This window comes from Ruegeria sp. BG5 (genome assembly GCF_056538425.1).
Window position 1 is genome coordinate 985,032 of record NZ_JBQFTC010000001.1, and the last position, 14,628, is coordinate 999,659.

General features: G+C 60.7%; 18 protein-coding genes. 9 read left to right on the forward strand and 9 right to left on the reverse strand.

What is annotated here, in order from left to right; all coding sequences use genetic code 11:
• Window positions 1–2: 2 nt before the first annotated feature.
• On the reverse strand, window positions 3–410 hold the full coding sequence (locus ACR0KX_RS04520; protein WP_480582104.1) for a DUF983 domain-containing protein: 408 nt from the start codon (window positions 408–410) through the stop codon (window positions 3–5).
• A 199-nt stretch (window positions 411–609) separates the two neighbouring features.
• Between ACR0KX_RS04520 and ACR0KX_RS04525 the strand changes: the two genes are divergently transcribed.
• From ACR0KX_RS04525 to ACR0KX_RS04540, 4 genes are read left to right on the forward strand one after another with little or no spacing between them, the layout of a single operon-like run.
• Window positions 610–1,077, forward strand: a complete 468-nt coding sequence (locus tag ACR0KX_RS04525) for an EF-hand domain-containing protein (RefSeq protein WP_170621389.1) — start codon at window positions 610–612, stop codon at window positions 1,075–1,077.
• 6 nt (window positions 1,078–1,083) lie between these two features.
• Complete coding sequence (locus tag ACR0KX_RS04530) at window positions 1,084–1,698, forward strand: RNA polymerase sigma factor (RefSeq protein WP_170621391.1); 615 nt, start codon at window positions 1,084–1,086, stop codon at window positions 1,696–1,698.
• Window positions 1,691–2,044: a hypothetical protein gene (locus ACR0KX_RS04535; RefSeq protein ID WP_170621394.1), complete on the forward strand. Its 354-nt coding sequence runs from the start codon at window positions 1,691–1,693 to the stop codon at window positions 2,042–2,044. The genes ACR0KX_RS04530 and ACR0KX_RS04535 overlap by 8 nt, the downstream gene beginning before the upstream one ends.
• Window positions 2,041–2,514 (forward strand): periplasmic heavy metal sensor, encoded by a 474-nt coding sequence (locus ACR0KX_RS04540; RefSeq protein WP_170621396.1) that lies wholly within the window; start codon window positions 2,041–2,043, stop codon window positions 2,512–2,514. Before ACR0KX_RS04535 ends, ACR0KX_RS04540 begins: the two co-directional genes overlap by 4 nt.
• Window position 2,515: 1 nt before the next feature.
• Here ACR0KX_RS04540 and ACR0KX_RS04545 read toward each other — a convergent pair whose 3' ends face one another.
• Complete coding sequence (locus ACR0KX_RS04545; protein WP_170451896.1) at window positions 2,516–3,916, reverse strand: diguanylate cyclase; 1,401 nt, start codon at window positions 3,914–3,916, stop codon at window positions 2,516–2,518.
• 88 nt (window positions 3,917–4,004) lie between these two features.
• Here ACR0KX_RS04545 and ACR0KX_RS04550 point away from each other — a divergent pair, with 88 nt between their 5' ends.
• The 5 genes from ACR0KX_RS04550 (at window position 4,005) to ACR0KX_RS04570 (ending at window position 8,363) form a co-directional block, all read left to right on the forward strand.
• Window positions 4,005–4,286 (forward strand): DUF3572 domain-containing protein, encoded by a 282-nt coding sequence (locus tag ACR0KX_RS04550; protein ID WP_170451886.1) that lies wholly within the window; start codon window positions 4,005–4,007, stop codon window positions 4,284–4,286.
• Between the two features lie 23 nt (window positions 4,287–4,309).
• On the forward strand, window positions 4,310–5,002 hold the full coding sequence (locus ACR0KX_RS04555; protein WP_170451884.1) for an HAD family hydrolase: 693 nt from the start codon (window positions 4,310–4,312) through the stop codon (window positions 5,000–5,002).
• Window positions 5,003–5,120: 118 nt separating this feature from the next.
• Window positions 5,121–6,680: a trimethylamine methyltransferase family protein gene (locus tag ACR0KX_RS04560; protein WP_170451882.1), complete on the forward strand. Its 1,560-nt coding sequence runs from the start codon at window positions 5,121–5,123 to the stop codon at window positions 6,678–6,680.
• Between the two features lie 106 nt (window positions 6,681–6,786).
• Window positions 6,787–7,374: a heme NO-binding domain-containing protein gene (locus ACR0KX_RS04565; protein ID WP_170621400.1), complete on the forward strand. Its 588-nt coding sequence runs from the start codon at window positions 6,787–6,789 to the stop codon at window positions 7,372–7,374.
• Window positions 7,371–8,363 (forward strand): diguanylate cyclase domain-containing protein, encoded by a 993-nt coding sequence (locus tag ACR0KX_RS04570; protein WP_170621408.1) that lies wholly within the window; start codon window positions 7,371–7,373, stop codon window positions 8,361–8,363. Before ACR0KX_RS04565 ends, ACR0KX_RS04570 begins: the two co-directional genes overlap by 4 nt.
• 11 nt (window positions 8,364–8,374) lie before the next feature.
• On the opposite strand, the gene ACR0KX_RS04575 is transcribed toward ACR0KX_RS04570, so the two are convergent.
• From ACR0KX_RS04575 to ACR0KX_RS04605, 7 genes are read right to left on the reverse strand one after another with little or no spacing between them, the layout of a single operon-like run.
• The gene (locus ACR0KX_RS04575; RefSeq protein WP_170621411.1) at window positions 8,375–9,073 is read right to left on the reverse strand and encodes a CbiX/SirB N-terminal domain-containing protein; all 699 of its coding nucleotides are present in this window, start codon (window positions 9,071–9,073) and stop codon (window positions 8,375–8,377) included.
• A 59-nt stretch (window positions 9,074–9,132) separates the two neighbouring features.
• Window positions 9,133–10,065 carry an AEC family transporter gene (locus ACR0KX_RS04580; RefSeq protein WP_170451866.1) on the reverse strand — a complete coding sequence of 311 codons (933 nt, stop codon included), beginning with the start codon at window positions 10,063–10,065 and terminating at the stop codon, window positions 9,133–9,135.
• A gap of 45 nt (window positions 10,066–10,110) precedes the next feature.
• Window positions 10,111–10,908 carry an MBL fold metallo-hydrolase gene (locus ACR0KX_RS04585; RefSeq protein WP_170451864.1) on the reverse strand — a complete coding sequence of 266 codons (798 nt, stop codon included), beginning with the start codon at window positions 10,906–10,908 and terminating at the stop codon, window positions 10,111–10,113.
• Window positions 10,905–11,711 (reverse strand): TatD family hydrolase, encoded by an 807-nt coding sequence (locus ACR0KX_RS04590; RefSeq protein ID WP_170621413.1) that lies wholly within the window; start codon window positions 11,709–11,711, stop codon window positions 10,905–10,907. The genes ACR0KX_RS04585 and ACR0KX_RS04590 overlap by 4 nt, the downstream gene beginning before the upstream one ends.
• Window positions 11,708–12,829, reverse strand: coding sequence for a DNA polymerase III subunit delta' (locus tag ACR0KX_RS04595; protein ID WP_170621415.1), 1,122 nt, complete (start codon window positions 12,827–12,829; stop codon window positions 11,708–11,710). Before ACR0KX_RS04595 ends, ACR0KX_RS04590 begins: the two co-directional genes overlap by 4 nt.
• 3 nt (window positions 12,830–12,832) lie before the next feature.
• Entirely contained in the window at window positions 12,833–13,459 is a 627-nt protein-coding gene (tmk, locus tag ACR0KX_RS04600) for a dTMP kinase (RefSeq protein WP_170451857.1), read from the reverse strand.
• The gene (locus ACR0KX_RS04605) at window positions 13,456–14,622 is read right to left on the reverse strand and encodes a D-alanyl-D-alanine carboxypeptidase family protein (RefSeq protein ID WP_170621417.1); all 1,167 of its coding nucleotides are present in this window, start codon (window positions 14,620–14,622) and stop codon (window positions 13,456–13,458) included. Before ACR0KX_RS04605 ends, tmk begins: the two co-directional genes overlap by 4 nt.
• Window positions 14,623–14,628: the final 6 nt, after the last annotated feature.

A 14,628-nucleotide genomic window follows, 5' to 3' on the forward strand; every position in this document is an offset into this window, starting at 1 on the left:
CCTCATGAGGCTTTCTCGAACCCGTTCATCCGGCGTGCCCATTGATAGGCCACCATGGCCCCCTTCAGGCGGGGCAGCAGGTACAGCGACAGCGCCACACAGGCAATGGAAAAGCCGATTGCCATGGTCCACGGATCCGGCCGCCAATGCACGTACGAGACGTGCAGCGCGGGGGCCAGCAGGTGCCCGACCACCAGAATCGTCAGGTATGCCGGGCCATCATCGGCGCGGTGATGAAACAGCTCCTGCCCGCAGTTCGGGCAGTGGTCGTTCACCTTCAGATAGCTGTGCAGCAGCTTGCCCTCACCACATTTGGGGCACCGGCCACGAAAGCCTTTGACCAAAGCAGGCCATGTCGGGCGCTCATCTTCGGTCGGGGTCTCGATCGTCTGGTCCATAATATAACTCATGCGCTCATCTTTGCCGGATATTGCGCCTTGTGTCCGCGAGTTTAAAGGGGGGTGCGTCGCTTTGTGCCGATGCGGGCAATGACGCGCCCAAGCCAAATATCAAAAAAAGTTTGACCTTTGCGACGGAAACCCCGGCGCGCCCCGTTTGAATGGATATGAGCAGCGGTGATGAGGCCGCGTCAAACAAGGGAAACCAACCATGAAAAACTCAACTTTCATCGCGGGTATCGTACTTGCAGCAGTCGCCATCACAGGCACATCGGTTCTGGCGGCGGGTCCCAAAGATCGTGAGCCCGTTTCGTTTCAGGAACTGGACGCAAACGGAGATGGGCAGATCACCAGGGACGAGATGACCGCCCATCGCAATGCGCGGTTCACGACGGCAGATACCGATGGCGACGGCCAATTGAGCGTTGAAGAAATGCAGGCGGCGGCCCAGAAACGGTCGGACGAGCGTGTCACCAAGATGTTCGAAGAGCATGACGCCAACGCCGATGGCTTTCTGAGCCAGGATGAGTTGCCGAAACCACGCCGGGCTGACAAGATGTTTGACCGGATCGATGCAGATGACAGCGGCAGCATCTCGGAACAGGAATTTGCCGATGCAAAAGACAAAATGGGCCGGCATCACAAAAAGCGTCACAAGGCGGGCGCCGACAATAACTGATGCGGGATGGAGGATCTGACCTCCCATCCAGATACAGGTTGCGGCGGCGATGCCGCTGCAGCCGACCTTGGCGACGATGTGTTGCTGAGGCAGTTTGCTGATGGCGATGCCGGGGCCGCGCGGCTTTTGACCGACCGTCTGGGGCCGCGCAGCTATTCGGTGGCTTTGCGTATGCTGGGAAACCGGGCCGAGGCCGAAGACATCACGCAAGAGGCCATGATGCGGCTGTGGCAGATGGCACCGGACTGGGTGCCAGGGCAGGCCAAGGTCTCAACCTGGCTATACCGGGTGACGCTGAACCTGTGTGTGGATATGCGGCGCAAGAAACGGCCCGAGGCCTTGTCGGATGTACCCGAACCCGAGGACGATGGTGTCAGCGTGGTTGAACGCATGCAGCAAGAGGCGCGCAAGGATGCATTGCAGGCGGCCCTGTCACAATTGCCGGATCGGCAAAGACAGGCGGTTATCCTGCGCCATATCGAGGAATTGCCCAACCCCGAGATTGCCGGGATCATGGGGGTATCGGTAGAAGCGGTCGAAAGTCTGACCGCGCGGGGAAAACGCAGCCTGGCTGCCAATCTGGCCAGACGACGGGATGAACTGGGGTATGAAAATGGCTGATGATGACATGGAACTGGATGATCTGTTTGCCCAGGCAAGGGCGCAGCGCGACGACCTGCCGGATGGTCTGGCCGTACGCATTCAGACCGATGCCGAGGCGGTTCGCCTGCAACGTCTGAAAGCCCGGTCGCCGGTCGGCCCCCGACCATGGGTCCGTTTTCTAGAACAGATCGGCGGCTGGCAGGGGTTTGGTGGCCTGATCGCGGCCAGTGCCGCTGGTGTCTGGATCGGGTTTTCCGCACCTGCTTTTCTGCCCGACCCGGCCAGTTTGGTGACGTCGCAGGACACGTCTTATCTGATAGCGGATCTGGGCTTTGACACGAGTTTTCTGGAGGCCACGGAATGAGCGCGGAAACCAAACCAAAACGGCGTTGGATGCCGATTGTTCTGGCCCTCTCACTGGCCCTGAACCTGTTGATTGTCGGGATTGCTGCGGGGACGGTTCTTCGGTTGAAAGGCGGTGACCACGCCAAGGGCCCACCGGGTTTTGGCCCCGCCTTGTATCGCGCTTTGCCCAAAGACGACCGCAAATCCCTGCGCGGGGAATTGTCGGGGTTGCACCGGGAACGTTCAGGTAACCGGGCGCGGGATTTTGCAGCGATCAGCCAGGCATTGCGCGCGGTGCCGTTCGATCCGGCGGCTGTTGAGGTTCTGTTGCAGCAACAGGCACAGGAAACGGCCCAATTGCAAGCTGCGTTACAAACTCAATGGTTGGCGCGTGTCTCGGCGATGTCGGATGCAGAACGTCAGGGTTATGCCGACCGGCTGGAAGAGGTTGTTCAGCGTGGCCACCGCAAGCACCAGAAGCACGATTGATTCATGCCGCGCTTTGGCGGATCCGAACCTGATTGCGGCCTGCTCTTTTCGCGGCGTACAGCGCCTCGTCCGCTGATTTCATCAGCCTATCCACAGGCTCGGGCCGTGTATCTTGCGACGCATATCCGGGCGAGGCGTGTTTGAGGCCGATGCTGATCGTAACCGGGATCGGGTCCTGTGTGTCGGACAGGTGAAAGGGTTGTTGGCAAATACTGTCGCACAGCGCCTCTGCCAGTTTGACGGCCCGTGCACGGGTCATGTTTGAGGCCCCGATCATGAACTCTTCACCGCCGATGCGGGCGACAAACCCGGTGTCCCCCAGAACCCGCTGCATCCGGGTCGCGGCCTGCGTCAGCACCATGTCGCCGCTGGCATGCCCAAAGCGGTCATTGATCGTTTTGAAATGGTCCAGATCGGCCAGCATGATCGCAAAGCCGCGCCCGGACCTCAGCGATTGGCGGGCGATCTGTTCCATCGCGTGCATACCGTAGCGCCGGTTGTGCAACCCGGTCAGCGGGTCGATCCACGAGTCGGCGATCCCGCGTTTCAGCGAGGCGCGCATCTGATCGATACGTGTTTTTCGGGCAAGCTGGTTTGCCAGTCGCAACTGGATTTCCTGCGGGCAGAAGCCGCCAAGGCAAACGGCATCCGCGCCGCGATCCAAAGCCTCGGACGCCATAGCGGCATTGGTGTCGTCCAGTACCCCGATCAGAACTGTGTGGCGCGTCGCGCTGCGAGATCTGAGGTCGGCGAGAATATTCAATCCGCTCGGGCTGGCATCCAATTCGATCACGACGGCGTCCGGGGTCGGGCCCGACAACAGCGCCTGCAGATTGGATTGCGTGTGCCAGCCGACAATGTGCCGTGTCTGATGGGACAGGGCCTTGTTCCATATCGCGCCGGTTCGGGGTGTCAGCGACAGAATATCGACGCGCGCTGGCTTGTGTGGGGTGAGAAATGCCGTGGCTTGTTCTGCGAATCCAATGGTCTGAGGCGTGTCGTTGACGTGAAGGTCCTGCGTGTCGGCCCGCGCCCGCAACAGGCTGCGAATGCGGGCCAGAAGCAGCGTATCCTTGAATGGATGGGTCATCACATCGTCCAGCCCATCCTCCAACGCGCGCAGGCGGGCGGCCTTGTCATTCTGAGGCGCAAGCGCCACCACGGGCACATCGCCCAGCTCGGGCTCGTTCAGGATAAGCTTTTTGACATCTGCGGCCGTCCCGTCCGGCAGGGTCTGCGCGGTCAGAACAAGATCGGGCCGTACCCGCCGCAGCAAGGCTCGCAGCCCCTTTAGCTTTTCCCCCTGCACCACGTGATACCATGCCGCCGTCAGCTGAACCTTCAGCATAATGCGGTTGGTTGATACCCCGTCGAGGACAAGGATGGTTCCCTGCACGGACATAGTCGCTCACCGTTGATTGCATGCGTCAACAAAGTGTTTATGAGTCTGGTTAACAAACCCTTTCCAAGACCGAATCCAGGGCCGGTTTATGTCACTTTCTGCCGATTCTGCCGAAACGCTTGCGCTGACCGCCCTTGGCTGGCTGGTCGGAAATGATGAGCTTTTGCCTGTATTTCTTGGCTCAACCGGCGCTGCGTCTCAGGATTTGCGGACCAATGCGGGCGACCCTGCCTTTTTGGCATCCGTTCTGGATTTCCTTCTGATGGATGATTCGTGGATCATCGCGTTTTGCGACGCGCATTCGGTCCCATATGCCCAACCCGCACAGGCCCGCGCGGTGCTGGCGGGCGGTGAAATGCACTGGACCTAACCCTATCTCAGCAGGAGCCTGCGATGCCCATTGATGCAATCGTCTTCGACAAGGACGGCACTCTGTTCGATTTCGCCAATACGTGGGGGGCATTCGGGCGGTCGCTGCTGACGCGTCTCGCCGGTTCCGATCAGACACGGGCGGCAGAGCTGGGCGCCGTCATCGGCTATGATCTTGAGCAGGATCGATATGCCGAAGACAGTATCGTCATCGCAGCCACGGTTGAAGAAATTGCCGAGCTTATGCTGCCTCATCTGGATGGGTACACGCTGGCCGAACTTATCGACCTGATCAATACCGAGGCTGCGGCGGCCACTCAGGCCCCCGCAGTGCCGTTGGAATCGTTTCTGGATGGTCTGCGGAAATCCGGCCTCAAACTTGGCGTTGCGACAAATGACAGCGAACACCCCGCGCTTCAGCACCTGGAGTCGGTGGGTATTCGTGACCATTTCGACTTTATCGCGGGGTATGACAGCGGCCATGGATATAAGCCCGGGCCGGGGCAGTTGCTGGCCTTTGCCGCGCATGTCGGCGTCGATCCGTCGCGTATTGCCATGGTGGGTGACAGCCTGCATGACCTGCAGGCCGGGCGCGCTGCCGGTATGGTGACTATTGGCGTTCTGACAGGCCTGGCCAAGGCCGAGGTACTGGCCCCTATGGCCGATGTGGTTCTGCCGGATATCGGGCATATTCCGGTCTGGCTGGCGCAGAACTGACCTCACCGACCCGAAATTCGGCATATCGGGATAAGAAACCGACATTTTCTGTCGCAGACAGAGCGGCTGTTGGACGGTCTTCAAGGCTTGCTTGGTATAAGCAAAGCAGGAGGGGACGATGGCCGACACCAGTACTCGCAAACGGCGCGGCGGCGGCCGCGCCGGGGCCGCCGCCCGACGCGGAAGCGCCGTCATCGATCAGATGCCATGGAACCCGCCGGTCAACACCGACCGACCGACCGAACCGCTGGGCCCCGAAGGGATCGAGGCGATCCATGATGGCGCGATGCGTATTCTGGAAGAGATCGGTATCGAGTTCTACAATGACGAAGCCGTTGAGATCCTGCGCGAGGCCGGGTGCACGATAGAAGGCGACAACGTTCGGATGGGCCGCGATTTCGTGATGGAGATGGTGGCCAAGGCCCCCAGCAGTTTCACGATCACCCCGCGAAATCCTGAACGCACGATTGAAATCGGCGGCAAGAATATGGTGTTCGGGAACGTCTCGTCTCCACCAAATTACTGGGACATGGAGATCGGCAAGAAGGTTCCCGGCAACCGCCAGATGTGTCGCAACCTTCTGAAACTGACGCAATATTTCAACTGCATTCACTTTGCCGGGGGCTATCCGGTCGAACCCGTGGATCTGCATGCCAGCGTCCGGCATCTGGATGTGCTGTATGACAAGTTGACACTGACGGATAAGGCCATGCACGCCTATTCGCTAGGCAAAGAGCGGGTCGAAGACGTAATGGAGATGGTGCGGATCGCAAGCGGGCTGAGCCACGACGAATTCGACGCCAGCCCTCGGATGTATACCAATATCAACTCGACCTCGCCCCTGAAACACGACTATCCGATGATCGATGGTTGCCTGCGTCTGGCCCGGCGGGGGCAGGCGATTGTAGTGACGCCATTCACGCTTGCAGGCGCGATGGCACCGGTGACGATGGCGGGGGCGGTGGCGCAGTCGCTGGCCGAGGCGCTTTGTGCAATCGCGCTGTTCCAATATGTCCGCCCCGGCACGCCCTGCGCAATCGGGACGTTTACCTCGAATGTCGACATGAAAACCGGCGCTCCGGCCTTTGGAACGCCGGAATACATGCGCTCGACCCAGATGACCGGGCAGATGGCGCGGTTTTATAATCTGCCGATGCGATCCTCGGGCGTTTGCGCGGCGAATGTACCGGATGGGCAATCGGTTTGGGAGACGTCAAACTCGCTTTGGGCGGCGGTACAGTCGGGCACGAACATGGTGTATCATGCGGCTGGCTGGCTTGAGGGTGGTCTGATCGCAAGCCCCGAGAAATTCATCATGGATTGTGAGGTTCTTCAGCAAATTCAACGCTATATGGATCCTGAAATTGTCGCGACCGGCCCGGATGAGATCGCCGTGGACGCCATACGTTCGGTCGGGAATGACGGCCATTTCTTTGGCATCCAGCACACGCAGGACCGGTACACCACGGCGTTTTATCAACCCTTCCTGAGCGATTGGAAAAACTATGAAGGTTGGGAGGTCGCAGGCGGTATCTGGACAGCCGAACGGGCGCATCACATGTTCAAAGAGATCATCACCAGCTTTGAGCCTCCGGCGATGGATGACGGAATTCGCGAGGAGCTGGCCGAATTTGTTGATCGTCGCAAAGCGGAAGGCGGGGCACCCACGGATTTCTGACCTCAGACCGTCTTGCTTGACCGGATTCTCGGCAATTCGGACAGATTTTGGCTATTTGTTAAGGATTGTCAGACCACAGTAGGGTGAAACCAATCTGGGGCACCTTATGCATGGTCTGATCAATCGGGCGATCCAATCCTTTGTCTGTGCGACTTACGGTCAATCGTGCTGGCTGCGCGTGACCGAGGCCGCAGGGCTGGGATTTCACGAGTTCGAGCCCATGTTGATCTATGGCGAAGACGTGCTGGCGCAAGTTCTTGATGCGTTGAGCCACGATCTGGGGCGTCCACAGCCCGAAATACTCGAAGACGTCGGCACCTATCTGGTCTCGCATCCCAATATGGAAGGCTTGCGACGACTGCTGAGGTTTGGCGGCGTCAGCTATGTCGAGTTTCTGCATTCGCTGGACGACCTTGCGGATCGCGTCCGTCTGGCCGTGTCGGACCTGACCTTGCCAGCCTTGGAGTTGCGGGAACGTTCTGCCACCGAATATCAGCTGCTCTGTTATTCGGGTTTGCCGGGTTATTCGAGCGTAATGGTCGGGGTCCTGCGGGCCATGGCCGACGATTATGGCGCGCTGGTGATGCTGTCGCATGACGGACAACAGGATACGGCCGAGATTATCTCAATCATGTTGGTGGAAAGCGCCTTCGCGGAAGGGCGGCATTTCGATTTGGGGGCGCGAAACGGATGACAGAACCCGAGGATCTGGCGCATCTGCTGGAAACCCTGTGCCCGATGTTTCTGCTGCTGGATGAAGGCGGGAAAATCGAACGGGCCGGGCCTACGCTGCAAAAGCTGCGCCCGGACATGCCTTTGATCGGGAAAGGTTTTTTGGATGTGTTCCAACTGATCCGCCCGCGCACCGTCACCACCATTCCGGCGCTGATGTCCATGGCCGGGGCGAAGCTGCATCTGAAGTTTCTTGATGAACCCCGAACCGCCCTGAAAGGGCTTGTTGCGCCGTTACCGAATGGGCGCGGGGCGGTGATCAACCTGTCATTTGGCATCTCGATCCTGGACGCGGTGCGGGATTACGCCCTGACCAGTGCCGATTTTTCGGGCACCGATCTGGCCATCGAACTTCTGTATCTGGTCGAGGCGAAATCCGCCGCGATGGAGGCATCGCGGTCCCTGAACCTGCGGTTGCAGGGCGCGATGCTGGCGGCTGAGGAGCAAGCCTATACCGACACCTTGACCGGCCTGAAAAACCGCCGCGCGATGGATCATATGCTGGGGCATCTGGTATCGGCCAACGCTTCATTTGCGCTGATGCATCTGGATCTGGATTATTTCAAAGCCGTGAATGACCGATTGGGTCACGCCGCCGGGGACTATGTATTGCAGCAAGCCGCCCAGATCATGGTCGAGGAAACGCGGGGCGATGACACTGTTGCGCGTGTCGGCGGCGATGAGTTTGTGATTATTTTCAAGGGCCTGACCCGAGAGGATGTGTTGACCTCCATCGCCGCACGCCTGATCGCGCGATTGAATGAGCCGATGATGTTTCAACAACAGCCCTGCCGTATTTCCGCAAGCATCGGAACGGCGATCTCCACCCAGTTCGATGCGCCCAAAGCGGCCGAGATTCTTCATGCCGCCGATCTGGCGCTGTATCAGGCCAAGCGGGAAGGGCGATCCTGCCATCGACTGTACTCAACGCTGTCGCAAGCGCAGTCGTGAGTCGATCCTTGTCAGGCGGTTTCGAAGGCGGCGCTCAGCTTCCGGGCGATCTGGAGTTGTATGGGCGGAAGCTCTCCGACCACGGGCAATAGCTGCCCTTGGAACCCGGCGCGGTCCAGTTCTTGCGGGACGTCTTCCAACACGTGCCCGCCTGTGCAGGCAAAGAAGGGCAGGCATATGGATTTCTGACCCACGCTGCTCGCTGCATCGGCAATTGAAGGGGGTTCTTCAACAAAGCCCACGTGAATTGATTTGAACGCAAGAATCTCACCCAGTGTCTTGGCAAAATCCCGCGTCACAGTCGCAGGATTGCGGCTGCGCCCCGATCCGTGGGCGGCGATCACCAGATCTGTTTCTGACGCCAGCCATTGGTTCGCGACCAACGCATCCTGCAGGGCCGAGGCGGCCAGATTGGCCAATTCCGGGTCAACGCCCAACGGGTCCAGAATCTGCAGGCCACGATTTCCGACACGTTTCGGCAGGGCGCTGGTGACGAACCAGCCCTTGGCCATGAACAAAGGGTAAATCACCGTGTCGCTGGGCAGGCTATCCATCATGGCCTCAAGCGATCCGGGGGCGGCGAGGGTGGCAGAATGCACCGATACACCGGCCGCCACGGCATCAACCTGCGCGGCAAACCGCGACAAAGAGGCCTCGGCCGGATCGGGATCCGAGGGTTGACCATGGGCGACAATAATGGCGTGCGGCATATACGGCTCCTGTTCTTGGGCGATAGCTGTGTCGCCGGGCCTGCAAGTCAAGACAGGTGTTAGCCCAAAACGGCCAGCCAAAGCCAGACGGTCAGAATCGAAACGCCTGTTCCGATCAGAACGGATGAGGCGGCGACCCGTTTGGCGCGGCCATACATATTGGCAAAGATATAGGCATTGAAACCCGGTGCCATGGCCGCGTTCAAAACGCCCGAGCGGAACAGGTCCTGCGGCAGTCCGGTGGATTTGCCGAAGATCCAGACAAGGCTTGGGTGCAGCATCAGTGAGATGCAGCACACATAGGCAATCGTGCGCAGATCACCCTCGGGCTTGTATTTGACCAGCACGCCGCCCAGTGCGAACAGGGCTCCGGGCAAGGCCGCGCGGGTCACAAGGCCAAGCGCTTCATCGACCACGCGGGGAATGACAAGGCCCGAGAGGTTGACGACAAACCCAAGCGCAATGCCCAGGATCAAAGCGTTCTTGAACATCGCAGACAGGACCGAGCGTGCCATCCGCGCGCCGCCATGGCCGCGATTTCGGACGATCTCCATCACCGTGATGCCGACGCCATAGCAGAAGGGCGAATGGAACGCGATGATCGCGTAGTTTCCGGTCAGGTTTTCAGGCCCATAGGCACGCTCGGTTATCGGCAGGCCCAGCAGGACTGAGTTCGAAAACAGGCAGCAAAAGCCGATGGCGACGCAGTCTTCCCACTCGCGCCCAAAGATCAGCCGCGCGCCGAACAGTCCGGCGGTGAAACACAGCGCAGCGGCAGAATAGAAGCTGGCCAACAGGCGCGGATCGAAACTGGCGCTGAGGTCCAGATGCGCGATGGCCAGAAACAGCAGGCAGGGGATGGCGAAGCCCTGCGTGAATTTCATCAGACCATCGACATGCACTTCTTTGAAATAGCCCGACCGCGTCGCGGCATAGCCCGCACCGATGACCAGAAAGACCGGCAGGATGACGTCAATCAGGCTTTGAAGCATATCGCCCCCCGGCCTGGCGGTATCCGGATTGCGCGGGGCAGGGCCTTACAGCGCCTGATGGATCACCATCCCGTCATAGGCGGGGGTGATGTGGTCGGCGGTCTCGGCCTCGACGGTCGCATAGTCAAGATCGATATGCATATTGGTCAGTACCGCCTGTTTCGGTTGCAGCTTTTCAATCCAGCCCAGCGTCTTTTCCAGATGCGCATGGGTCGGGTGCGGCGTGCGGCGCAGGGCGTCGATGACAAGGCAATCCAGCCCCTCCATCGCAGGCCACGCGTCGTCGTAGACCTCGGCCACGTCGGGAAGGTAGGCAAGGTTGCCCATGCGAAATCCCAGCGCGTCGATCGAGCCGTGATTGACCTTGAACGGTTGAAAGGGGATCGGGCCACCGGGTCCGTCAACTTCGAAAGCGCCGTCAATGGATTTCAGATCCAGAATCGGAGGGTAGGGTGAGCCTTCGGGTTGGATAAACGCATATCCAAACCGCCCAAGCAGTGCGTTCTGCGTATCGCCATCAGCCCAGACCGGCACGCGGGATTTCATGTTGAAGACAATCATCCTCAGATCGTCGATGCCATGCACGTGGTCAGCGTGAGAGTGGGTATAGACCACCCCGTCCAACCGACCGGTGCCGGTATCCAGCAACTGGCTGCGCATGTCCGGCGTTGTGTCGATCAGGACCGATGTGGTGCCATCTGGCCCGTCCCGCTCCACCAGCATCGAGCAGCGGCGGCGGATATTGCGCGGGTTCGTTGGGTCGCAGTCACCCCATTGCCCGCCAAGGCGCGGCACGCCGCCAGAGGACCCGCAGCCCAGAATGGTGCACCGCAGCTGGTTCATGCAGCGGCCTTGTACAAAGCGGCCTTCGAGAACAGGCGGTCGAAATTGGCCTGCGTTTGCGCGGCGAATACGGCGTAATCCATGCCGAACACCTCGGCCCCTTTGCGGGCGGTGTGCGCAGTATAGGCAGGCTCATTGCGTTTGCCGCGATAGGGCGGCGGGGCCAGATAGGGCGCGTCGGTTTCGACCAGAATGCGGTCCACGGGCGCGGCGGCGAAGATGTCGCGCAACCCCTGACTTTTGGGGAAGGCAGCTATGCCGGACATGGACAGGTAGAACCCCAAATCCAGAGCAGCCTTGGCCAGCTCGGCGGAGGACGAGAAGCAATGCATGACGCAGGAATAGGGCGCGTTGCGGTATTCCTCGGCCAGAATGCGGGCCATGTCGTCATCGGCGGCGCGGGCGTGGATGATCAGGGGCAGGCCGGTGCGCTGGGCGGCTTCGATATGGATGCGCAGCGATTGTTTCTGCACCTCGGCGCTGTCGGCGGTGTAATGGTAATCCAGTCCGGATTCACCGATGCCCACGAATTTCGGGTGTTGCGCCAAAGCGACCAGATCATCGACCGTTGCCATTGGCTCGTCTGCGGCACTCATCGGGTGGGTGCCCGCGGCGTAGAAAACCGGAGCGTGGGCCTCGGCGATGGCGCGGACGGAAGGCTCGTTGCGCAAACGGGTGCAGATCGTGACCATGCGGGTCACGCCTGCCTCGGCGGCGTTGGCGATGATCTGGTCCAGTTGCCCCTCGAAATCGGGGAAGTCCAGATGGCAATGGCTGTCGGTGATTTGGGGGGTGTCGCTCATCTGCTCTGACCGGCGGTTTCCTGTATCTTGAACACCGTATCTAGAACCAAAGCGGCAGGGTCAAGGTTCACCGCCTGACCATGGCGTGCACGGGCTGTGATTGTAGCGGCAACCTCGGCCCAGCGCCGCGCGTGATCGGGCGAGGCCGACAGGCGCGCGAGCGTTGCGGCCTCGTTCGGGGCGGCTTCGGGCGCGGGTGGGGTGCCGGTGGCGCCGGTCAAGGCAAGGCGGGACAGGGCGACGTCAATCAAAGTCAGCAGCAATTCGAACCGCTCTGCTGCGCCGCGCTGGGCGGCGGCTTCGGCAAGTGCCAGCGCGCGTTGGCGATCCATGCGGGGCAGGGTGCCAAGAATGGCGATCAGTTCGGCGTAAATCTCCAACCCGCCCAGATTGATCAGGCGCACCGCATCACCGACCGACCCGGCAGCCAGCGCGGCCAGATGATCCGGCTGCGCAGGCAGTTCTGCCCCGGTCTGCGCCAATGCGGCCTGCATGTCCTCGGGCCCCAGCGGCGACAAGCGCAGGGTCCGACAGCGCGACCGTATCGTCGGCAACAGGCGCGAGGGTTGGTGCGAGATCAGAAGCAGCGTGGTTCGCGCGGGCGGTTCCTCAAGCATTTTCAACAGCGCATTTGCGGCGCTGACATTCATCTCATCTGCTGAATCCACGATGACCACACGCCGACCGCCATCCGCCGAGGACAGGCCGAAGAACTTGCCCAGCTTACGAATGTCATCCACCACAATCTCACCGCGCAACCGCCCCTGATCGTTTAGCGAGCGTGTGATGGCCGCCAAACCGGGCTCTGCCCCCGCCATGATACGGTGCGAGACCGGGTGATCCGGATCAATATCCAGTGTTTCAGGGGGCGGAGGCGCGCCAAAAAGCCCACCGTCATCAGCAGGGGGCGTTGCCAGCAGGAACCGCGCGATCCGCCAGGCCAACGTCGCCTTCCCAACCCCGCGGGGGCCGGTCAGAAGCCAGCCGTGATGCAGCCGGTCCGAGGTGTAGGCGGTCAGAAACGCCTGTTCCGCCGCGTCCTGCCCGAACAGGCGGGCGGTTTCACGCGGATGCGGCGCGCCGGGCGCCTGATCTGGGGTTGGGGTGTCGTCGCTCATCGTCTATCGCAGGGCTGCCTCGACGATATCTCTCACATCCTGTGCGACGCTGTCCATGTCGCGATTGCCATCGACGACGCGGAACCGGTCAGAGAATTCATCCGCCAAAGCCAGAAACCCGGCGCGCATCTGTTTTTGCAGGGCCGGGCCGAAATCTTCGAACCGTTCCTCGGTGCCTTGACGGCCTTTGGCACGCGACAGGCCGGTGTCCGGGTCCATGTCGATTAACAGGGTCATGTCCGGTTCGCGCCCGATCATCAGATCATGCAACTGATCCACCAGCCCGCGCAGATTGCCGCGCGACAGGCCCTGATACATGCGTGTGCTGTCGGCAAAACGGTCGCAGATCACCACCATGCCATCGGCCAGAGCCGGTTCGATGGTCCGCTCCAGATGGTCGCGGCGGGCGGCGGTGAACAGCAACAACTCGGTTTCCGCCGACCAGCGATCGGGGTCGCCTTCCAGCACCAGCCGACGGATTTCCTCGGCCCCCGGCGAGCCGCCGGGTTCACGCGTCAACACCACCTGATGGCCATCGTCGCGCAGATACTCGGCCAGCATCCGGGCCTGAGTTGATTTGCCTGATCCGTCTATGCCTTCAAAGGTCAGGAATAACCCGCGTTGCGTCACATCGACTCCAGCGGGTTATTGATCACGTCTTTCAGGACAATGCCGCCCACTGTCATCATGCGCACCACGAACCCGCCCAGCGGTACATCTTCGGCCGCGACCAGAGGGCGGCGGATTTCGGGCAGACCTTCGGGTTTGATCACCAGTTCGGCCAGTTGCTGGCCCTTGGTGACGGGCGCATTGATCGGGCCCTCATAGACCACCTCGGCCTCGACATCTTGCGCACCCAGAACGGGGAACAACACGTTCAGATCACCCTCGGGCACCAGACCCACGGTCTTTTTTTCGCCCATCCACAGCTTGGCTTCGGCTATCGGCGCTTCTTCGGTGGCAACTGTCCTCTCGACAAAATTTCGAAACGACCAGTTAACCACGGCCTCAGCCTCCTCTGCCCGCTGCGCGGTACTGTCGAGACCCGATAGCACGAAAATCACCCGGCGGTCGCCCTGTTTGGCCGAGCCGACAAGGCCATAGCCCGCCTCTTGCGTGTGGCCGGTTTTCAGCCCGTCGGCCCCGATGTCCAGCCGCAGCAGGGGGTTCCGGTTGCGTTTGTTGGACGGTGCGCGCCCGTCAAATTCAAACTCTTCTTCGGCGAACAGAGGGTAGTATTCCGGGAAATCCGTGATCAGCCTGTCGGCCAGAACCGCCAGATCATGCACCGACATCATATGCCCGGCAGCGGGCCAGCCGTTCGAGTTGGCAAAGTTCGAATTGTCCATACCGATTTGCTTGGCGCGCTGGGTCATGTAGCGGGCAAACCCCGCCTCGGTGCCATCGGGGCTGAGCGCTTCGGCGATCACCACACAGGCGTCATTGCCCGAAAGCACGATGATCCCGCGCAGCAGGTCCTCGACCGTTACGCGATCCTGCGTGTTCAGGAACATGGTCGAGCCGCCATAGCTCATTGCATGTTGGGAAACCGGCAGGGTTTCCTGCAGGGTCAACCGCCCGTCGCGCAGCGCTTCGAACGCGACATACAGCGTCATCAATTTTGACATCGACGCCGGAGGCAAGGGTTGATCGGCGTCTTTCGACAGCAGAACCGTCCCGGTCGTCTGGTCCATCACATAAGCCGCGCGCGCCGAGGTATCGAACGCGTGCGCGGGCAGGGCCAGAACGGCCAGCCCAAGGGTGAATACGGATGTTCGCAATGCGGATAGCACGGGGGC